The following is a 17,883-nucleotide window of genomic DNA, read 5'->3' on the forward strand; positions in this document are numbered from 1 at the left end:
CCTCTTCACAGGCCCATTTATGCTCGCCGGCCGTTCCGGCGGCGGGAGCGCTATCTTGTCGAGGCTTGGCGCGTTGACAAGTGCAAAATTGCGCCGCACCGAGCCATTTTGACGCATTGCAGCATGAAACCGGCATCACTTCGGCCCAAATGGAGCAAGGCCAAGCTTCGCAGCGACCGCAGGCACCGCGGCTGTGACGTTGCGCTCGGCAAGACACAATGCAGGTACGGCGCAGCCGGCAATCGTTTCCACAGCATCTTCCTGAAACCGCCGCATGGCGTCCGGCATGACAAGGCAAATGCAAAGGTCGATCACCGCGGCCGTCACCGAAGAAAGCGGGTGCGGTCCGATGCCCGGCACCTCGACAAGGCCCGCAATACTGGCTGGCGCGGTGCAGACGACGCGTCCGGCGTGTGCGGCGACAAAAAGCTGGTCGTCGGCGACAAGCCGGGAAAACAGGCCCCTGCGGGAGAAATGGTCCGCCAAGGCCAAGGCCAGGGTCGTCTTGCCGGCGCCGGACCGGCCCGTCACCAGAACGCCCCGGTCGCCCACCACTATAGCCGTGCCATGGAGATTTATGGCTGACATCAGCCGCCTTCGGCCGGCAGCGTCACGACAAAACGGGCGCCCTTGACCTCGCCAGGCTTGGTGCCGGGGATGTTTTCGGCCGTCAGAGTGCCGCCATGCGCTTCGACGATCTGCCGGCTGATGGAAAGGCCAAGTCCGGAATTCTGTCCAAAGGCTTCTCCGGAAGGGCGGTCTGTGTAGAACCGTTCGAAGATGCGGTCGATGGCGTCCGGGCGGATGCCAGGCCCGTTGTCGTCAATGGTGAGGATGACGAACTTGCCCGTATGGTTCAGCGTCAGCGCGATATGGCCCCGCTCGTCCGGGACGAAAGAGCGGGCGTTTTCGATCAGATTGGTGACGACCTGGCCGATGCGCAAATCATGCCCGACGACATGATAGGTTTTGACGCCCTGCGGCAGCTTCGCAACCTTGAGTTCGACCTCGACCTTCTTCTTGTGGTGCGATCCCTCCGCCGAGGCATCGACCAGGTCGGTGATGAACTTCTTCAGGTCGATGCGATCCGCATCCTCGCGCGCCAGTTCGGCGTCGAGGCGGGAGGCATCGGAAATGTCGGTTATCAGCCGGTCGAGCCTTTTGACGTCATGCTGGATGACGTCCATCAGCCGGCCGCGCGATTCCTCGTTCTTGGCCAGCGGCAGGGTTTCGACGGCGCTTCGCAGCGATGTCAGCGGGTTCTTGAGTTCGTGCGACACATCGGCGGCGAAGCTTTCGATCGCCTCAATGCGGGCGTAGAGCGCATTGGTCATGTCGCGCACGGCGATCGACAGATTGCCTATCTCGTCCTGGCGGTCGGAGAAGTCGGGAATTTCCTCGCGATTCTTGACGCCGCGCCGCACCCGCACCGCCGCCGCCGAAAGCCGCCGCAGCGGGTTTGCGATGGTGGAGGCGAGCAGCAACGAAAGCAGCGCGGTGACCATGGCGGCGATGCCGAAGACGCGCAGGATCGCCTTGCGTTCGGCGGAGACGATCTTGTCGATGTCGCCCCCTTCGGTCGACAGCATCAGGACGCCGAGCACGGCGCGGAAGCGCTGGATCGGCACGGCGACCGAGACGATCTGCTCGCCCTGTTCGGAGATGCGGACGATGGTGGAGGGGCTGCCGGTCAGCGCCTTGACCACTTCGGGAAAAGCCGCGCCGTTGCCGCCCGGTTGTTCCTTGTAGACCGGCAGATCGCCCTTGCGGAAAACGTCGAAGATGAACTTCTGCACGCGATCGAGCAGGTCGGGTTCTTCCTCGGCGACCGGCGGCAGATCGTAGCGCAGGATTTGGCCGCGCGAATAGAGATGACGCGAATCCAGTAGCAGGTTGGTATCGCGATCGTAGATGCGGGCGCGCGTGCGGGTTGGCGAAATGAGCCGCCGCAGCACGGGGGCTACACGTTCGGGATTGATCGGGAAATCGAGGTTGTCGAGTTGATCGGTGGCGGGACCGATGCTTTCGCCCGCCTGAAGCTCCAGCAGCTTTTCCGGATCGATGGAGATCGAGTTGGTCTCGACCGTCGCCGAGGCTGCTATGGCGCCGGCGATGATCTCGCCCTGCGTCATCAGGCTCTCGACCCGCGCATCGATCAGGCCATCGCGAAAGGTGTTCAGATAAAGAATGCCGATGACGAGGACGGCGAGGCCGGCCAGATTGAGGAACAGAATGCGGCGGGTCAGGCTGGAAAAGATGTAGTGGCCGAGAAACCGCCTCAGACGCAACGCCAGCTTCGATAGAAAGGGTGGCAGAATCGGGGAAGACCGCCTGGCCATGGCGGCTGGCCTTCTCCGCTCCACATCCACCGCCATAGCCGATCCTAGGCCTCGCGAAACCGGTACCCGACCCCGTAGAGCGTTTCGATCATCTCGAAATCGTCATCGACCTGCTTGAACTTCTTGCGCAGCCGCTTGATGTGGCTGTCGATGGTGCGGTCATCGACATAGACCTGCTCGTCATAGGCCGAGTCCATCAGCGCATCGCGGCTCTTCACCACGCCGGGGCGCTGGGCCAGCGAATGGAGAATGAGGAATTCCGTCACGGTGAGCGTGACCGGCTCGCCCTTCCAGGTGCAGGTGTGGCGCTCCTGATCCATGACGAGCTGGCCGCGCTCGAGCGAACGAGCCTGCTGGTTCGGCGTCTTGGCCGCTGCCTCGCGGGCGTTGGCGCGCCGCAGGACGGCGCGGACGCGCTCGACCAGAAGGCGTTGCGAGAACGGCTTGCGGATAAAGTCGTCAGCGCCCATCTTCAGGCCGAAAAGCTCGTCGATCTCGTCGTCCTTGGAGGTCAGGAAGATCACCGGAAGATCGGACTTCTGACGCATGCGGCGCAGCAGTTCCATGCCGTCCATGCGCGGCATCTTGATGTCGAGGATGGCCAGATTGGGCGGGCGCGCGGTCAGACCTTCCAGCGCGGAGGCGCCATCCGTGTAGGTCTCGACGCGGTAACCTTCCGATTCCAGTGCGATCGAAACCGAGGTCAGAATGTTGCGGTCGTCGTCGACAAGCGCGATCGTCGCCATTTCAAGCGGCTCCCTCATGAGCGTAAGTCCCTTACTGCATCGAGAAGGGGCTTCTGCAGGACAAATTAGGTACAAAATGTGGCACTGCGCCTGAACTCCTACAGGCAGGTTCCGAGCATGTCCACAACCGCACCCTCATGCGGATTGGACGCTCGTGCGCCGGCAATCCTTTGGGCAACCGGTAAAAGTTTTGCACATATAAACGATTTAAACAACTTTCAAAATTTTTAAATCGATTAATGATTTGATATCGCTTGCTTTTTCTGGTTCTGACCCTTCCAGGCTCCGACAAGAGGGCTCCCGAATTTCCCCGGGGCAAATGCGGCAACCAGAGAAGAAGGAACCTTCATGTCGGAACTCGGCATACGCAACCCCGCTTGCGGGATCGATTCGATCGGCCTGAAAACGACCGGCACGGTCCGCTACAATCTCGGGGCAGCCGACCTTTGCGAGGAGGCCATCCGGCGCGGCGAGGCCCGCCTCACCGCCGGCGGCGCGCTTGTCGCCGAAACCGGCCAGCACACCGGACGCTCGCCGAAGGACAAATTCGTCGTCCGCGACGCGAACACCGAGCCGCATATCTGGTGGGACAACAACAAAGCCATCACCCAGGCACAGTTCGACACGCTGCTGGGCGATTTCCTCACCCACGCGGCGTCGAAGGATCTTTTCGTTCAGGATCTGGTTGGCGGCGCCGATGCCGAACTTCACCTGCCGACGCGCGTCGTCACCGAATTCGCCTGGCACTCGCTGTTCATCCGCAACCTGCTGATCCGCCCGGAGACGGCTGCGCTGGCGGATTTCCTGCCGAAAATGACGATTATCGACCTTCCTTCGTTCCGCGCCGACCCGGCACGGCATGGCAGCCGCGGCGAGACGATGATCGCGCTCGACCTGACGCGCATGATCGTGCTGATCGGCGGCACCTCCTATGCCGGCGAAATGAAGAAGTCGGTTTTCACCGCACTGAATTACCTGCTGCCGGCGCAGGGCGTCATGCCCATGCACTGCTCGGCCAATGAAGGACCGGACGGCGACGCCGCCGTGTTCTTTGGCCTCTCCGGCACCGGCAAGACGACGCTTTCGGCCGATCCGTCACGCACGCTGGTCGGCGACGATGAGCATGGCTGGGGTCCGCATGGCATCTTCAATTTCGAGGGCGGCTGCTACGCCAAGACGATCAAGCTCTCAGCCGAAGCGGAGCCGGAAATCTTCGCGACCACCCAACGTTTCGGCACCGTGCTGGAAAACGTCGTGCTAGACGGCAATCGCGTGCCGGATTTCAACGATGGCAGCCTGACGGAAAACACGCGCTGCGCCTATCCGCTGGACTTCATTCCCAATGCCAGCAAGACCGGACGCGCGAGCCATCCGAAGAACATCATCATGCTGACGGCCGATGCCTTCGGCGTGATGCCACCGATCGCCAGGCTTACCCCGGCGCAGGCCATGTACCATTTCCTGTCCGGCTATACCGCGAAGGTGGCGGGTACGGAAAAAGGTGTCACGGAGCCTGAGGCGACATTCTCCACCTGCTTCGGCGCACCCTTCATGCCGCGCCATCCCTCCGAATATGGCGAATTGCTGCGTGAACTGATCGCCCGCCACGACGTTACCTGCTGGCTTGTCAACACAGGCTGGACAGGCGGAGCCTACGGCACGGGCAGGCGTATGCCGATCAAGGCGACCCGGGCCCTGCTTTCGGCCGCGTTGGATGGTTCGCTCAAGGGCGTGGAGTTCCGCACCGACGCCAATTTCGGCTTTGAAGTGCCGGTTTCCGTGCCCGGCGTCGATGGCGCTATCCTCGATCCGCGGTCCACATGGTCGGACAAGGCCGCATTCGACCGGCAAGCGGCCAAGCTGGTCGGCATGTTCATAACCAATTTCGAGAAATTCGAGACGCATGTCGACGCCAATGTGCGCGGCGCCGCGCCCCGTTCCCGGGAAGCTGCCGAGTAGACCTCCCGGCAGACGGTCCCTTTTCCAGGCCCGGTCCCGGCGACCGGGCCTTTTCTTTTGGTCAAAGCCTTGCCATGACTGCCTTATGAGCGCCGAGGACAGGATCATCGTTGCCGCCGATGCGGTCATTCACCCCGACGACATCGAGGAAAGCTTCATCCGCTCCTCGGGTCCGGGCGGCCAGAACGTCAACAAGGTGGCGACCGCGGTGCAGCTTCGCTTCGACGCGGCGCGAGCGCCCGGCCTGTCGGAGCGCGTGCGCGAGCGGACGATCAAGTTCGCCGGACAGCGCGCCACCAAGGACGGTGTCATCGTCATCGAGGCCGGGCGTTTCCGGACCCAGGAGCAGAACCGAGCGGACGCCCGCGCCAGGCTGACCGCATTGGTCGCCAAGGCTGCCGAGCCACCGCCGTCACCGCGCAAGAAAACCCGGCCCTCCAAGGGCTCGGTCGAAAGACGGCTGAAGACGAAGGCGGGCAGGTCAACGGTCAAGAAGCTGCGCGGCAGGGTCGATAGCGATTGAAGATTGCAACGTCTTGCGTCACTTTGCGGAGCAAGGCCAACAGCGAGGAGTGCCAAGATGGGTATGTTCGATTTCGTCAAGAGCGTCGGCAAGAAACTGGGTATCGGTGGCGACGACCCGACCCCCGATGCCGGCAGCCTGAAAAAGGAACTGGATTCGCACAAGCTCGGCACCGATCAGGTTCAGGTCGAAGTCAGGGGTGACACCGCAGTCCTCAAGGGCGTGGTCAAGGACCAGTCGATCTTCGAAAAAGCCATCATCGCGGTTGGCAATACGCTGGGCGTATCGAAGGTCCAGGCCGATGAACTGAAGGTGGTGGCGCCGGAATCGAGCGTGAAGCTCGACGGCAATGTCGACATGACCGAGTTGGTCAAAGCCTCCGCTCCGGCGAAGCAGCCGGTATTCTACACGGTCAAGAAGGGCGACAACCTCTCCAAGATCGCCGAAGCGCAGTATGGCAAGGGCAAGGCCTCGAAATACACCGTCATCTTCGAGGCCAACAAGCCGATGCTGACGCATCCCGACAAGATTTATCCGGGTCAGGTCCTGCGCATTCCCGATATCGAGACCGCCTGATCGGTCGCAACAGATTACGGGAAACGGCGGCTTTCGGGTCGCCGTTTTTCTTTGGGCGCGCCATATTCGTTCAAGCCCAGGAAAGGATGCCCCATGACCGATCTGCCGAAAGGCGTGCGCCACCTGCCCGGCTATCTTTCGCCGGAGGCGCAACTGGACCTTCTGTCCGGTATCCGTGCCGCCGTGCAGGCAGCCCCCCTTTATGTGCCAGCCATGCCGCGCACGGGCAAGGAAATGAGCGTGCGCATGACCAATTGCGGGTCGCTCGGCTGGGTTACAGACAAGGAACGCGGATACCGCTACCAGCCGACGCACCCTGTCACGGGCGAGCCGTGGCAGCCCATTCCGCACGCGCTGCTCGATCTGTGGCAGGAGGTCGCCGGCTATCCTCATCCGCCGGAGGCCTGCCTGGTCAATTTCTATGCCGCCGAGGCCAAGATGGGCCTGCATCAGGATCGCGACGAAAGCGACTTCGACGCACCGGTGGTTTCCGTTTCCCTGGGTGATGACTGCCTGTTCAGGGTCGGCGGCACGCAGCGCGGCGACGCGACGGTTTCGTTCAGGCTGAAAAGCGGCGATGTCGTCGTGCTGGGCGGCGAGGGCAGGCTTAGCTTCCACGGCGTCGATCGTATCTATCCGAAAACATCGACGCTGATGAGCAATGGCGGCCGCATCAATTTGACGCTGCGGCGCGTGACGATCCCGGCCGCCTGAGCCGCAGGGACTGCAAGCCGGTCAAATCTTACGCAGCGCCACTTCCTCGACCAGATGGTCGGCGCCCTTGCGCAGGATGAGATCGGCGCGGGGCCTTGTCGGCATGATATTCTCGCGCAGGTTCTTCAAATTGATGTTGGTCCAAAGACCTTCGGCGATCGCGTGGGCGGCGTTCTCCGATAGCCGCGAATAGCGGTGGAAGAAGGATTCGGGATTGCGGAAAGCGGTTTCGCGCAGCCGCATGAAACGGGCGATGTACCAGTCGTGGATCAGGTCCTCATGGGCATCGATATAGATCGAGAAATCGAAGAAATCGGACAGGAACGGCACGAAGGTGCCGTCACGCGGCAGCTTGCCCGGCTGAAGCACGTTGATGCCTTCGAAAATGAGAATGTCCGGCCGGTCGATGGTCGCATAGGCGCCCGGCAGGACGTCATAGGTCAGGTGCGAATAGAGCGGCGCGTGCACATCGCGCAGCCCGGCCTTTATTCCCGACAGGAAGCGCAGCAACGCGCCGACGTCATAGCTGTCGGGAAAGCCCTTGCGCTCCATCAGGTTCTCGCGGCGCAATACCTCGTTGGGGAGCAGGAAGCCGTCGGTAGTGACCAGATCCACCTTCGGGCTGGAAGGCCAGCGGGCGAGAAGTTCCTTGAGCACGCGCGCCGTGGTCGACTTGCCGACGGCCACCGACCCGGCAATGCCGATGATGTAAGGCGTCTTGACGGCGCTCGCCCTGTTGAAGAAGGCCTGCCGCTGCCGAAACAGCAACTGGCTGGATTCGACATGGGCGGAGAGCAGCCGCGACATCGACAGATAGATTCGCTTGACCTCTTCCAGGTCGACCGGATCGTTCAGTGAACGAAGGCGGCTGATTTCGTCGGCGCCCAGCGTCAGCGGCGTGTCGGCCCGGAACTCGGCCCATTCCGAGGCGGAAAAGAACAGGTACGGAGAGTATTTTTCAGTTGGAGCCAGTTGGTCCATCGCGTTTCCTGAAATCCTCAGTCCGGTTTTTGGCGCGAGGCCTTTTCCGCAATGCCCGAACGCCCGGTCCGGCGCTCCAGTTCCGCCATGACATCGGCTAGGGAAACCCCCGAAATGGCGAGCACCACCAGCCAATGATAAAGGAGATCGGCGCTTTCCGAAACGAGAGCTTTCTTGTCGCCGCGGATAGCGGCTATGAGCGTTTCGACCGCCTCTTCGCCCAGCTTCTGGCCGGCCTTGTCAATGCCCTGCGAAAACAGCTTCGCGGTCCATGAACCGGCGTCGCCCGACTGCGACCGCTCACGGACGATGGTTTCGAGGTCGGAGAGCGAAAAAGTAGCCATGACGCCCGTTTAAGGTCGTTGCGGAACGGAGTCGAGTCGCATCGGCAGGCCGGCGGCGGCCATGAACTGCTTGGCCTGCGCAATGGTATAGGTGCCGAAGTGAAAGATCGAGGCGGCCAGCACGGCCGCCGCATGGCCGTCGCGGACGCCATCGACCATGTGTTCCAGCGTGCCGACGCCGCCAGAGGCGATGACCGGCGCGCGGACGGCATCGGCGACGGCACGCGTCAGCGCGATGTCATAGCCGATCTTGGTGCCGTCGCGATCCATGGAGGTGAGCAGGATTTCACCGGCGCCCAAATCGACCACCTTGCGCGCGAACTCCACCGCATCGATGCCGGTCTTCTCACGGCCGCCATGGGTGAAGATTTCCCAGCGGTCTTCCTCGCCTGCTGCGGACACTTTCTTGGCGTCGATGGCGACGACGATGCACTGGTTGCCGAACTTGTCGGCCGCGGCGGCGACGAATTCCGGGTTCTTCACCGCCGCCGTGTTGATCGACACCTTGTCGGCGCCGGCAAGAAGCAGTTTGCGGATATCGGCCACCTGCCGCACGCCGCCGCCGACGGTGAGCGGCATGAAGCACTGCTCGGCGGTGCGGGCGACGACATCGAAGATGGTCTCGCGGTTATCGGACGAGGCGGTGATATCGAGGAAGCAAAGCTCGTCGGCGCCGGCGGCATCATAGGCCTTGGCGGCCTCGACCGGATCGCCGGCATCGACGAGGCTGACAAAATTGACGCCCTTGACGACGCGGCCATCCTTGACGTCGAGACAGGGGATGACGCGGGCTTTCAATGTCACCGGCTGGGCTCCATGGCCGCGAGGAAATCCGCCAGCATTTTGCCGACCACAGGTGGCACCTCTGCCCTCGGATCGAAGGCCGGGTCATAGGCGGATATGGTCATGCCGGCGATGGGAACATGACCGACAAGGCCGCACACTGCGTTGCGCAGCTGCTCGGGATCGGGCCCACCGGGACCGGCGTAGCGGTTGACCTGCAATTTTTCCGGATCCAGCACGTCGAGGTCCAGATGCAGATGCGCGCAGGTAGCGCCGGCTGCTTTCAGGGCGGCCATCTTTTCCGGCGCGCTGCCGCAGGCGGCGCGGATCACCGGCAGTTCTTCAAGCAGCCTTGTTTCCGCTGCATCCAGATCGCGTGCGCCGGCAAGCAGGCAGCGCGCAGGGTCTATCGGCCTGAATCCTGGGATCGCGCCCGTCATGCCGCGCCAGCAGAGACCCAGAACGGCGGCCAGCGCCATGCCATCGAGAAACCCGGTGGTGGACGTGTCCGGCGTGTTGATGTCGGCATGCTGGTCGAACCAGACGATGGAATCGGCGGCCTCACCGGCGACGGCTCCAACGGATGTAAGGCAGTTCCCCGCCAGCGCTATCGGAAAACGGCCACGGCCAAGCGCCTCGCCCACAGTCTTCGCCACCACCGCGCAGACGGCGAAACCGGTCGAAATCTCGCGCGGCGCATCGCCAACCTCGCCGATGTCCCTGACCTCGACGTCATGCCCGTTGAGCGTGAGTTCCTCGACCAGCCCACCGGCGATCAGCGCTTCGGGGCCTTGTCCGAAGCCCGCATAGACCTGGCCGCTGTCGTAAGGCGCAACGATGAATGTGGCTTTCATCAGCCACGGCCCCGGATTGCGTCACCACGCAGGACCGACAGCGCTTCGGCAGGATCGATGCGGCCGTCATAAAGCGCCCTGCCGGAAATCGCGCCCTCAAGCTTGGCTGCGTCAGGCCGGGTCATGCGCACGATGTCGTCGATGGACGCCAGGCCGCCGGAGGCGATCACCGGGATCGACACGGCGTTGGCGAGCGCGATGGTGGAGTCCCAGTTGATTCCCATCAGCACGCCGTCACGGTCGATGTCTGTGTAGATGATGGCCGCGACACCGGCGCCCTCGAATTTCTGCGCCAGTTCAATGACACCCAACGACGAAGCTTCGGCCCAACCCTCGACGGCGACCTTGCCGCCCTTGGCGTCGATGCCGACGGCGACCTTGCCGGGGAAAAGACGGCAGGCTTCCTTCACCAGATCCGGATCGCGCACCGCGACCGTGCCGAGAATGACCCGCGCCAGCCCACGATCCAGCCAATCCTCGATCTGTGGCAGAGTGCGGATGCCGCCGCCCAGTTGGACAGGGTTCTTGGTCGCGTTGAGGATGGCACCCACAGCGGCGCTGTTGATGCTGTGGCCCTGGAACGCGCCATTGAGATCGACGACATGCAGCCACTCGAAGCCCTGATCCTCGAAGGCTTTCGCCTGTGATGCCGGATCGTCGTTGTAGATGGTCGCAGTATCCATGTCGCCGTGCCTGAGGCGCACGCACTGGCCGTCCTTCAAGTCGATGGCGGGAAAAAGGATCATCCTTCTAAGGCCTCCACCTCAAAAAATTGCCGATCAGGGCGAGGCCCAGCGCCTGGCTCTTTTCCGGATGGAACTGCGTCCCGGCGAGATTGTCACGCGCGACGGCGGCCGTCACCGGCCCGCCATAGTCGGTGACGGCAAGAACCTCGTCCGGCTTTTGCGCGTCGAGATGGTAGGAATGGACGAAATAGGCGTGCAGACCCGATGGACCGGTCGGAATGCCGGCGAACAGCGGGTGGTCGCGCTTCAGGTCGATCGTGTTCCAGCCGATTTGCGGTATCTTCAGCGCCGGATCGGCGGGCCTGATCTCCTTGACGTCGCCGGCGATCCAGCCGAAGCCTTCGGTGACCGTCTTTTCAAGGCCGCGCTGCGACATGAGCTGCATACCGACACAGATGCCGAGAAATGGCCGGGCGCGTTGCACTGCGGCCTCCTCCACCGCTTCCCACATGCCTTCGACGGCGCGCAGACCTGCGGCGCAGTCGGCATAGGCGCCGACACCGGGCAGCACGATACGATCGGCGCCACGGACGCGCTTGGCGTCGGCGGTCAGTTCGATCTCGGCGGCGATGCCGGCTTCCCGCGCGGCGCGCTCGAAGGCCTTGGTCGCCGAGCGCAGATTGCCCGAGCCGTAGTCGATGATGGCGACACGCATCATGGCCGTCCCGGCGTGTGGGCGAGACCGAGGGCAAGGCCGGTCTGCGCCGGCCGCGCCCGCGATGCGTCGGGAACAATGACCGGCGAAGGGGCAGACTGGTCCACGATCTCTTCCTCGCCGCCATAGGCATAGCGCGCCTCGGCGTCGTCGAACCGGTCCGCTGAAACCACGCCCCACTCCCTCCAGCCGCGGCGGCGCAAGGCATGGACGCGCAACGCCTGTCCCTCCAGACCGGCATAGACGGAGACGAGCAGCATCAGCGACCAGCCGGCGAGGCCGAAACCCGCCAGTTCGCCCAGCGCCGACAACAAGGCAAGCGCGACGAAGGCAAGCAGGGCCTCGATCCACAGCCGATGCCACAGCAGCCAGAGCGGCGGCACAAGGAATGCCACCCAGGCAAACCCGTCGCGGATCAGTCTGGCACGCTCCGCCTGTCCGGCTTCGCCCGGCGGCTCCATGACGACATAGACAGCCATGGCCTACCCTTTCAGCGATCCTTTGGTGGAGGGCACCGCGTCCGGCTGGCGCGGATCGCTTTCCAACGCGGCGCGCAGCACCCGTGCCACCGCCTTGAAGCAGGTCTCGGCGATGTGGTGGTTGTTGGCGCCATAGTGGTTGGTGACATGCAGGGTGATTCCGGCATGTTGCGACAACGCCTGGAAGAATTCGCGCACCAATTCGGTGTCGAAAGTTCCGATCTTCGGCGACGAGAAGGCGACGTTCCAGACAAGAAACGGGCGGCCGGAAACATCCACCGCGGCGCGTGTGAGCGTCTCGTCCATGGCGAGATCGATCGAGGCGTAGCGCATGATGCCGCGACGCTCGCCCAGCGCTCTGGAGAGCGCCTGGCCGATGGCAATGCCGGTATCCTCGACCGTGTGGTGATCGTCGATGTGCAGGTCGCCCTTCGCCTTGACGGCGATGTCCATCAGCGAATGGCGCGCAAGCTGGTCCAGCATATGGTCGAAGAAGCCGACGCCTGTCGCCATCTCCGACTTGCCGGCGCCGTCGACGTGCAGCGACACGGCGATGTCGGTTTCCTTGGTCTTGCGGCTCACTTCGGCGGAACGCGGGCTCATTGCCTCATCCTTGTGCCATTTGCCTTCCAGGATCGCCTGTCAGGTGCTTGAAAACGAAAGCCTTCTAGCAGCATGATCGGCCAATTGCCAGTTGCCAAAACGCGCAGGAGGCTTGCCGGACAAGCCGTTGGCAAACGCCCGCCGGCTGCATACATAAGGCCGCATCAACTCGTACCGCGCTCGTCGCCTGATCGGGACGGCGCGCAATCGGAGCAAGACATGTCTAATGAATTGACCATGCACGCGACGACCATCGTCACGGTGCGCAAGGGCGGCAAGGTGGTCATTGCCGGCGATGGCCAGGTGAGCCTCGGCCAGACCATCATGAAGGGTAACGCCAGGAAAGTGCGCCGCATCGGCAAGGGCGGCAGCGTCATCGCCGGCTTCGCCGGGGCAACAGCCGACGCCTTCACACTGCTGGAGCGGCTGGAAGCCAAGCTCGAGCAATATCCCGACCAGTTGACACGCGCCTGTGTCGAGCTCGCCAAGGACTGGCGAACCGACCGCTATCTGCGCCGGCTGGAAGCGATGATGCTGGTGGCCGACAAGGATGTTTCGCTGGCGCTGACCGGCACCGGCGACGTGCTGGAACCGGAGCATGGCGTCATGGCCATCGGTTCGGGTGGCAATTATGCGCTGGCGGCTGCTCGGGCGCTGATGGACACCGACAAGGACGCCGAGGAAATCGCCCGCAAGGCAATGCAGATCGCTTCCGACATCTGCGTCTACACCAATAACAGCTTCGTCATCGAAACGCTCGATGCCGCCTGAACCGGCTTATCAATTTCGGGCGGTGACGGAAAAAGACCTGCCGACGATCGCCGGCTGGCTGGCGGAGCCGCATGTGGCCGAATGGTGGGGCGATCCCGAGACCGAGATCGCCGCCATTCGAGAACACATCAACAGCGTTTCGGTTGAGCCGTTGATCGTCAAGCTGAACGGGAAACCCATCGCCTATCTGCAGAGCTACGATCCGCATATGGAGGACGACCATCCCTATGCGGACCAGCCCTTCGGCACGCTTGGCGTCGATCTGACCATCGGCGTGCCGGAACTGGTCGGCATCGGCCATGGGTCGGCAATCCTGCAGCAGTTCGTCGGGCAGCTTTTCACAGAGGGTACGCCCCGCGTTATCATCGATCCGGATCCTGCCAACGGCAGGGCTATCCGCGCTTATGAAAAGGCCGGCTTTCGGGCCTTCGACACACGGACGTCCATCTATGGGCCGGCGCTGATGATGGCGCGCGATGCAGACGAAGTGAACTGACCGGATAATTTCCCCGTAAAATCGCTGTATCGCATGTTGTGTTCTCTAGAAGCGCATGGCGATGATGCGTGGTGAAAGGGGACGCACTTGGCTCAACTTACGGCACCGCACGAACGTAGATCCTGGGGACTGGACTGGAAGGCAGGTGTGCTGGCAGCAGTGCTGCTGATGGCAGCTCAGGTCGTGATCCTGCGCCTCATGGATCACATCTGGATCTGCAAATGCGGCTATGTGAAGCTTTGGCATGGCGTGACGGTGAGTCCGGAAAATTCCCAGCACATTTCCGACTGGTACACCTTCTCCCACATCATCCACGGCTTCCTGTTCTACCTGCTGTTCTGGGCGCTTTTCCGCAGGTCCACCGTGTGGACACGGCTTTCCTTCGCCATCCTGCTCGAAGCAGCGTGGGAAATCCTCGAGAACAGTCCGATCATCATCAATCGTTATCGCGAGGCGACCATCTCACTCGACTATTTCGGCGACAGCATCCTAAACTCGGTCTTCGACACCCTGTTCATGGTATTCGGCTTCTTCCTCGCCGCGCGCCTGCCGGTCTGGCTGGCCGTGACGCTTGCCGTAGCGGCAGAGTTAATCGTCGGCTATCTCATTCGTGACAATCTTACCCTCAACGTTCTGATGCTCGTCCATCCGCTGGAGTCGGTGAAAGCTTGGCAGGGAGGACTTTGACCATGTCCTCGAACCCATCCGGCAATGAGGCGATATCAAGCGATACGATCGAGCGTGCGGTGGCGCAGGGCGTGCTGACGCTCCAGCAGGTCGAGATGCTGCGCTATCTGGAAAAGGCACGGGCCAGTGCGACGGTGACGGAACCTGCCGACGAGGAAGAATTTCGTTTTATCAATGGGTTCGGCGACATCTTCGTTACCATCGGCGTCGCATTGTTCCTGGGAGCACTTTCCTATTTCGCCTCCAAATTGGTCGGCAGCGTCGGAGCTGGATGCACGGTGGCGCTGACAAGCTGGCTATTGGCCGAATACTTCACCGCCAGACGGCGGATGGCACTGCCAAGCATCGTCCTTCTGCTTGTCTTTGCATGCTCCGTCTCTGTCGCAACCCTGCTGCTGGTGACCGGGACGGAAACCTTCCGTTTCGACGAACTGCATGAGAAGGGCTGGCCGGTTGTCTTGGCCGGGCTGGTCACCATCGCTGCGACAGCCCTGCATTACCGCCGCTTCCACGTTCCAATCACCTTCGCCGCCGGCGTTGCGGCGCTTGTCGCCAGCGTGGTGGCCCTGGCGTCCAGCCTGACGCCCGGTCTCGAGAGTGTTCTTATCAGACCGGTACTTCTCGTCTGCGGCATCTGTGTATTCGCCCTTGCCATGCACTTCGACATGAGCGATCCGCAGCGTCAGACCCGGCGCACCGATATCGCCTTCTGGCTCCACATGCTGGCGGCGCCACTGATCGTCCATCCGCTGATCAGTGTCCTGGTCAGCCCGGGAGGCCTGAGCGCCGCCACCTCGTTTGGCGTGCTGGCGATCTTTGGCGGCCTCGCTCTCGTTGCCGTTCTGGTGGACAGGCGAGCTATCCTGGTATCCGGCCTTTCCTATGCCGGCATCGCATTCGGTTCCCTGGTCAAGCAGATCGGCCTCAGCGACAGTGCCGTGCCATTGACCCTGCTGGTGCTGGGTGCGCTGGTGCTTCTCCTCAGTGCCGGCTGGCAGGCCTTACGCCGCAGTCTGCTTGCACTGTTGCCCAACACTCTTGTACGCGGGCTTCCACCTCATACATAAGCGGCACCCGCTGTTTCATGAGTTACCCACTATGAGCAATTTCTCCCCGCGCGAGATCGTTTCCGAGCTCGACCGTTTCATCATCGGCCAGAAGGACGCCAAGCGCGCCGTGGCCATCGCCTTGCGCAATCGCTGGCGGCGCCAGCAGTTGGAAGGCCAGATGCGCGAAGAGGTGATGCCGAAGAACATCCTGATGATCGGTCCGACCGGCGTCGGCAAGACCGAGATTTCACGCCGCCTCGCCAAGCTGGCGGGCGCGCCGTTCATCAAGGTCGAGGCGACCAAGTTCACCGAGGTCGGCTATGTCGGCCGCGATGTCGAGCAGATCATCCGCGACCTCGTCGAGACAGCGATAGGCCTGGTGCGGGAAAAGATGCGCGAGGACGTCAAGGCGCGCGCCCACATCAATGCCGAGGAACGCGTCCTGGAGGCGCTGGTCGGCAAGACGGCGTCGCCCGCCACCCGCGACAGCTTCAAGAAGAAGTTGCGCGACGGCGAGATGGACGACAAGGAGATCGAGGTCGAGGTCGCCGATACCGGCAATGGCGGCATGCCCGGCTTCGACATTCCCGGCATGCCCGGCGGCAGCGTCGGCATGATCAACCTGTCCGACATGATGCAGAAGGCCATGGGTGGCAAGCGCACCAAGACGCGCAAGACCACGGTCAAGGAATCCTACGAGCTGCTGATTTCGGATGAATCCGACAAGCTGCTCGACCAGGACGAGGTGATCCGCAGGGCGCTGGAATCTGCGGAAAATGACGGCATCGTCTTCCTCGACGAAATCGACAAGATTGCCGCCCGCTCCGACATTTCCGGTGGTCCGTCGCGCGAAGGCGTGCAGCGCGACCTGCTGCCGCTGGTCGAAGGCACGACGGTGGCGACGAAGTACGGGCCGATCAAGACGGACCATATCCTGTTCATCGCGTCAGGCGCCTTCCATGTGTCGAAGCCATCGGACCTTCTGCCTGAACTTCAAGGCCGTCTGCCGATCCGGGTCGAGTTGCGTGCGCTGGAGAAGGAGGATTTCGTCCGCATCCTGACCGAGACCGAGGCGAGCCTGATCAAGCAGTATATCGCGCTGATGGGCACGGAAGGCGTGACGCTCGACTTCACGCCGGACGCCATCGATTCGCTCGCGGGCATCGCCGTCGACCTCAATTCCAGCGTCGAGAATATCGGCGCGCGGCGGCTGCAAACGGTGATGGAGCGGGTGCTGGACGACATTTCCTACGATGCGCCGGACCGCAACGGCACGGCCGTGACGATCGACGCCGCCTATGTCGAGAAGCATGTCGGCGATTTGTCCCGGAACACAGACCTGTCGCGGTTTATTCTTTAATCACCGCTTTAATCCGGGAGGCCGTCGCGGTGAATATCGCGCCGTCCACCGGAAGTGTGGCGAAATGGAAGCAGCTTCGGCCGCTTTCATTGCGCCCGGCCATCAAGCTCTCGACTCCTGCGGGTGCTCACCCTAGTTTGCGCGGCAACAGGCTCGGGCGGCGGCGCGTGAAAAAACTGATCTTCCTTTTTGTCGGCTTGATGTTGATCGCGGCAGCGTTGCCGGCGACCGCGGCGACCCTTGTGCCGCCCGGCAACCGGAATGCCGAACAGCCGCCGATCCCCGGCGCATCGAGCCGGCGCACGCAGGCCACCAACACGACCTTCCAGGCGAAGTATCGCAAGGTCTATGCGCTGCTGCAGAACGATGGCGGGCTTCGTTCGAAGATTCGCGAAGCGGCCTCCCGCTACGGCATCGATCCGATGCACATCGTCGGCGCCATCGTCGGCGAGCACACCTACAATGTCGATGCCTACGACCGGCTGCAGACCTACTACGTCAAGGCGATCTCCTATTTGTCGCGCAAGCTGACCTTTTCCTACGAAGGCGAGGACATCACCGACTTCGTGCGACGGCCGCAGTTTTCCCGCTGCGCCGGCCAGAGCGGCAGCTATGACCTCTGGGCCTGCCGCGAGCAGGTGTGGAACCGTTCCTTCCGGGGCAAGACGGTGGGCGGCGAAGGCTTTCCCGACAACCGCTTCGGCGCCGTGTTCTTCCAGCCATATTATGCCGGCCAGACCTTTGGACTTGGACAGCTCAACCCGCTTACCGCGCTGCAGATGAGCGACCTCGTCAACCGCGTTTCGGGACTGCCGAAACTGGACGCCAGCGATCCGAACGAGGTCTACAAGACCATCATGGACCCGGACCTGACGCTGAACTACGTGGCCGCGACGCTGAAGACATCCATTGATGCCTATCGCCAGATCGCCGGCTACGATATTTCGAAGAACCCGGGCATTACCGCCACGCTTTACAATGTCGGCAATCCCGAACAGCGCGCCTACGCACTGAAGGCGGAGAACGACCGCCGAATTGCGGCCGGAGAGCCGGCGAAAATGCCCGAGGAAAATTACTACGGCTGGCTGGTCAACGACAAGCTGCCCGAGCTTCAGGCGCTTTTCTAACGATTGACGCTATTGCCGGAACACCAACTTTGGCTGCATCTGAACGGGCCAAAAACACCTTCAGCACTAGCTTGACGTCGATTTCCTGTTT

Annotated in this window: 21 protein-coding genes; 10 read left to right on the top strand and 11 right to left on the bottom strand. The window is 62.5% G+C overall.

Annotated elements, in window-relative coordinates:
* Nucleotides 1-135: 135 nt before the first annotated feature.
* Genes J2X35_RS11140 through J2X35_RS11150 form a run of 3 tightly spaced genes read right to left on the bottom strand, consistent with a single transcriptional unit; the run spans nucleotide 136 to nucleotide 3,085 of the window.
* Complete coding sequence (locus tag J2X35_RS11140) at nucleotides 136-588, bottom strand: HPr kinase/phosphorylase (RefSeq protein WP_056113873.1); 453 nt, start codon at nucleotides 586-588, stop codon at nucleotides 136-138.
* On the bottom strand, nucleotides 588-2,375 hold the full coding sequence (locus tag J2X35_RS11145) for a sensor histidine kinase (protein WP_056113870.1): 1,788 nt from the start codon (nucleotides 2,373-2,375) through the stop codon (nucleotides 588-590). Before J2X35_RS11145 ends, J2X35_RS11140 begins: the two co-directional genes overlap by 1 nt.
* Nucleotides 2,376-2,383: 8 nt before the next feature.
* Nucleotides 2,384-3,085, bottom strand: a complete 702-nt coding sequence (locus J2X35_RS11150; RefSeq protein WP_156459930.1) for a response regulator transcription factor — start codon at nucleotides 3,083-3,085, stop codon at nucleotides 2,384-2,386.
* Nucleotides 3,086-3,433: 348 nt separating this feature from the next.
* Here J2X35_RS11150 and J2X35_RS11155 point away from each other — a divergent pair, with 348 nt between their 5' ends.
* The 4 genes from J2X35_RS11155 (at nucleotide 3,434) to J2X35_RS11170 (ending at nucleotide 6,857) form a co-directional block, all read left to right on the top strand.
* Nucleotides 3,434-5,044 carry a phosphoenolpyruvate carboxykinase gene (locus tag J2X35_RS11155; protein ID WP_310185331.1) on the top strand — a complete coding sequence of 537 codons (1,611 nt, stop codon included), beginning with the start codon at nucleotides 3,434-3,436 and terminating at the stop codon, nucleotides 5,042-5,044.
* 85 nt (nucleotides 5,045-5,129) lie between these two features.
* Nucleotides 5,130-5,567, top strand: a complete 438-nt coding sequence (arfB, locus tag J2X35_RS11160) for an alternative ribosome rescue aminoacyl-tRNA hydrolase ArfB (protein ID WP_310185333.1) — start codon at nucleotides 5,130-5,132, stop codon at nucleotides 5,565-5,567.
* Between the two features lie 57 nt (nucleotides 5,568-5,624).
* Complete coding sequence (lysM, locus tag J2X35_RS11165; protein WP_056113857.1) at nucleotides 5,625-6,143, top strand: peptidoglycan-binding protein LysM; 519 nt, start codon at nucleotides 5,625-5,627, stop codon at nucleotides 6,141-6,143.
* 93 nt (nucleotides 6,144-6,236) lie between these two features.
* Nucleotides 6,237-6,857: an alpha-ketoglutarate-dependent dioxygenase AlkB gene (locus J2X35_RS11170; protein ID WP_310185335.1), complete on the top strand. Its 621-nt coding sequence runs from the start codon at nucleotides 6,237-6,239 to the stop codon at nucleotides 6,855-6,857.
* Nucleotides 6,858-6,878: 21 nt separating this feature from the next.
* Here J2X35_RS11170 and coaA read toward each other — a convergent pair whose 3' ends face one another.
* The 8 genes from coaA to hisB are packed head-to-tail and all read right to left on the bottom strand — an operon-like array spanning nucleotide 6,879 to nucleotide 12,302.
* Entirely contained in the window at nucleotides 6,879-7,838 is a 960-nt protein-coding gene (gene coaA, locus J2X35_RS11175) for a type I pantothenate kinase (RefSeq protein ID WP_310185339.1), read from the bottom strand.
* Nucleotides 7,839-7,855: 17 nt separating this feature from the next.
* Nucleotides 7,856-8,182, bottom strand: coding sequence for a phosphoribosyl-ATP diphosphatase (locus tag J2X35_RS11180; protein ID WP_310185341.1), 327 nt, complete (start codon nucleotides 8,180-8,182; stop codon nucleotides 7,856-7,858).
* Nucleotides 8,183-8,191: 9 nt separating this feature from the next.
* Nucleotides 8,192-8,986 carry an imidazole glycerol phosphate synthase subunit HisF gene (gene hisF, locus J2X35_RS11185; RefSeq protein ID WP_056113845.1) on the bottom strand — a complete coding sequence of 265 codons (795 nt, stop codon included), beginning with the start codon at nucleotides 8,984-8,986 and terminating at the stop codon, nucleotides 8,192-8,194.
* A complete protein-coding gene (locus J2X35_RS11190; RefSeq protein ID WP_310185344.1) occupies nucleotides 8,983-9,819 on the bottom strand; it encodes an arginase family protein in 837 nt (278 codons plus the stop codon). The genes hisF and J2X35_RS11190 overlap by 4 nt, the downstream gene beginning before the upstream one ends.
* Nucleotides 9,819-10,565, bottom strand: coding sequence for a 1-(5-phosphoribosyl)-5-[(5-phosphoribosylamino)methylideneamino]imidazole-4-carboxamide isomerase (gene hisA / locus J2X35_RS11195; RefSeq protein ID WP_056113840.1), 747 nt, complete (start codon nucleotides 10,563-10,565; stop codon nucleotides 9,819-9,821). The genes J2X35_RS11190 and hisA overlap by 1 nt, the downstream gene beginning before the upstream one ends.
* A 4-nt stretch (nucleotides 10,566-10,569) precedes the next feature.
* A complete protein-coding gene (gene hisH / locus J2X35_RS11200) occupies nucleotides 10,570-11,220 on the bottom strand; it encodes an imidazole glycerol phosphate synthase subunit HisH (RefSeq protein ID WP_310185345.1) in 651 nt (216 codons plus the stop codon).
* Nucleotides 11,220-11,699, bottom strand: a complete 480-nt coding sequence (locus tag J2X35_RS11205; protein WP_310185347.1) for a DUF2628 domain-containing protein — start codon at nucleotides 11,697-11,699, stop codon at nucleotides 11,220-11,222. The genes hisH and J2X35_RS11205 overlap by 1 nt, the downstream gene beginning before the upstream one ends.
* A gap of 3 nt (nucleotides 11,700-11,702) precedes the next feature.
* Complete coding sequence (gene hisB, locus J2X35_RS11210; protein WP_056113834.1) at nucleotides 11,703-12,302, bottom strand: imidazoleglycerol-phosphate dehydratase HisB; 600 nt, start codon at nucleotides 12,300-12,302, stop codon at nucleotides 11,703-11,705.
* A 219-nt stretch (nucleotides 12,303-12,521) separates the two neighbouring features.
* Here hisB and hslV point away from each other — a divergent pair, with 219 nt between their 5' ends.
* The 6 genes from hslV (at nucleotide 12,522) to J2X35_RS11240 (ending at nucleotide 17,792) form a co-directional block, all read left to right on the top strand.
* Complete coding sequence (hslV, locus tag J2X35_RS11215; protein ID WP_056113830.1) at nucleotides 12,522-13,073, top strand: ATP-dependent protease subunit HslV; 552 nt, start codon at nucleotides 12,522-12,524, stop codon at nucleotides 13,071-13,073.
* Nucleotides 13,063-13,569, top strand: a complete 507-nt coding sequence (locus J2X35_RS11220; RefSeq protein WP_310185350.1) for a GNAT family N-acetyltransferase — start codon at nucleotides 13,063-13,065, stop codon at nucleotides 13,567-13,569. Before hslV ends, J2X35_RS11220 begins: the two co-directional genes overlap by 11 nt.
* Before the next feature lie 87 nt (nucleotides 13,570-13,656).
* Nucleotides 13,657-14,256, top strand: a complete 600-nt coding sequence (locus J2X35_RS11225; RefSeq protein ID WP_310185351.1) for a DUF2585 domain-containing protein — start codon at nucleotides 13,657-13,659, stop codon at nucleotides 14,254-14,256.
* A 2-nt stretch (nucleotides 14,257-14,258) separates the two neighbouring features.
* Nucleotides 14,259-15,323: a hypothetical protein gene (locus J2X35_RS11230; protein WP_310185354.1), complete on the top strand. Its 1,065-nt coding sequence runs from the start codon at nucleotides 14,259-14,261 to the stop codon at nucleotides 15,321-15,323.
* 31 nt (nucleotides 15,324-15,354) lie between these two features.
* Entirely contained in the window at nucleotides 15,355-16,665 is a 1,311-nt protein-coding gene (hslU, locus tag J2X35_RS11235; RefSeq protein WP_310185357.1) for an ATP-dependent protease ATPase subunit HslU, read from the top strand.
* Between the two features lie 167 nt (nucleotides 16,666-16,832).
* The gene (locus J2X35_RS11240; protein ID WP_405023211.1) at nucleotides 16,833-17,792 is read left to right on the top strand and encodes a DUF1402 family protein; all 960 of its coding nucleotides are present in this window, start codon (nucleotides 16,833-16,835) and stop codon (nucleotides 17,790-17,792) included.
* Nucleotides 17,793-17,883: the final 91 nt, after the last annotated feature.

Origin of the sequence: Mesorhizobium sp. BE184 (assembly GCF_031457045.1) — a bacterium.
Lineage (GTDB): Bacteria > Pseudomonadota > Alphaproteobacteria > Rhizobiales > Rhizobiaceae > Mesorhizobium.

Excerpts from the sequence above, each read along its gene's own strand:
- J2X35_RS11140 (WP_056113873.1), bottom strand. The coding sequence starts at position 588 with ATGTCAGCCATAAATCTCCATGGCACGGCTATAGTGGTGGGCGACCGG.
- J2X35_RS11145 (WP_056113870.1), bottom strand. The coding sequence starts at position 2,375 with ATGGCGGTGGATGTGGAGCGGAGAAGGCCAGCCGCCATGGCCAGGCGG.
- J2X35_RS11150 (WP_156459930.1), bottom strand. The coding sequence starts at position 3,085 with ATGGCGACGATCGCGCTTGTCGACGACGACCGCAACATTCTGACCTCG.
- J2X35_RS11155 (WP_310185331.1), top strand. The coding sequence starts at position 3,434 with ATGTCGGAACTCGGCATACGCAACCCCGCTTGCGGGATCGATTCGATC.
- arfB (WP_310185333.1), top strand. The coding sequence starts at position 5,130 with ATGAGCGCCGAGGACAGGATCATCGTTGCCGCCGATGCGGTCATTCAC.
- lysM (WP_056113857.1), top strand. The coding sequence starts at position 5,625 with ATGGGTATGTTCGATTTCGTCAAGAGCGTCGGCAAGAAACTGGGTATC.
- J2X35_RS11170 (WP_310185335.1), top strand. The coding sequence starts at position 6,237 with ATGACCGATCTGCCGAAAGGCGTGCGCCACCTGCCCGGCTATCTTTCG.
- coaA (WP_310185339.1), bottom strand. The coding sequence starts at position 7,838 with ATGGACCAACTGGCTCCAACTGAAAAATACTCTCCGTACCTGTTCTTT.
- J2X35_RS11180 (WP_310185341.1), bottom strand. The coding sequence starts at position 8,182 with ATGGCTACTTTTTCGCTCTCCGACCTCGAAACCATCGTCCGTGAGCGG.
- J2X35_RS11190 (WP_310185344.1), bottom strand. The coding sequence starts at position 9,819 with ATGAAAGCCACATTCATCGTTGCGCCTTACGACAGCGGCCAGGTCTAT.
- hisA (WP_056113840.1), bottom strand. The coding sequence starts at position 10,565 with ATGATCCTTTTTCCCGCCATCGACTTGAAGGACGGCCAGTGCGTGCGC.
- hisH (WP_310185345.1), bottom strand. The coding sequence starts at position 11,220 with ATGCGTGTCGCCATCATCGACTACGGCTCGGGCAATCTGCGCTCGGCG.
- J2X35_RS11205 (WP_310185347.1), bottom strand. The coding sequence starts at position 11,699 with ATGGCTGTCTATGTCGTCATGGAGCCGCCGGGCGAAGCCGGACAGGCG.
- hisB (WP_056113834.1), bottom strand. The coding sequence starts at position 12,302 with ATGAGCCCGCGTTCCGCCGAAGTGAGCCGCAAGACCAAGGAAACCGAC.
- hslV (WP_056113830.1), top strand. The coding sequence starts at position 12,522 with ATGTCTAATGAATTGACCATGCACGCGACGACCATCGTCACGGTGCGC.
- J2X35_RS11220 (WP_310185350.1), top strand. The coding sequence starts at position 13,063 with ATGCCGCCTGAACCGGCTTATCAATTTCGGGCGGTGACGGAAAAAGAC.
- J2X35_RS11230 (WP_310185354.1), top strand. The coding sequence starts at position 14,259 with ATGTCCTCGAACCCATCCGGCAATGAGGCGATATCAAGCGATACGATC.
- hslU (WP_310185357.1), top strand. The coding sequence starts at position 15,355 with ATGAGCAATTTCTCCCCGCGCGAGATCGTTTCCGAGCTCGACCGTTTC.